The organism is Microvirga antarctica, from assembly GCF_017921815.1.
GTDB lineage: Bacteria > Pseudomonadota > Alphaproteobacteria > Rhizobiales > Beijerinckiaceae > Microvirga > Microvirga antarctica.
The window spans coordinates 1-283 of sequence record NZ_JAGEMM010000178.1 but is presented as its reverse complement, the minus strand read 5'-3'; the positions used below and the strand labels follow the sequence as shown (position 1 = coordinate 283).

Sequence of the window (283 nt, the reverse complement as noted above, 5' to 3'; positions counted from 1 at the left end):
ACAAGAAGTTACCAAATAACAACAATTTAATATCAACTTGTTAAACAACAAGGAAGGCTAATATGATAGTTGTCGAACTTATCATTGTTTTGCTGGCAATCTTTTTGGGCGCCAGACTTGGGGGCATCGGTATTGGATTCGCAGGTGGGCTGGGTGTTCTGGTACTTGCCGCCATCGGCGTGAAGCCAGGGACAATTCCATTCGATGTCATTTCCATCATCATGGCGGTTATCGCCGCGATCTCTGCTATGCAGGTCGCGGGCGGTCTGGATTATTTGGTAAA

1 protein-coding gene is annotated in these 283 nt (G+C 46.3%); it reads left to right on the top strand.

Annotated features, from left to right (window positions below; genetic code table 11):
* Positions 1-62: 62 nt before the first annotated feature.
* On the top strand, positions 63-283 hold a 221-nt coding region (locus J4G32_RS21375; RefSeq protein WP_281413610.1), incomplete at its 3' end, for an anaerobic C4-dicarboxylate transporter family protein.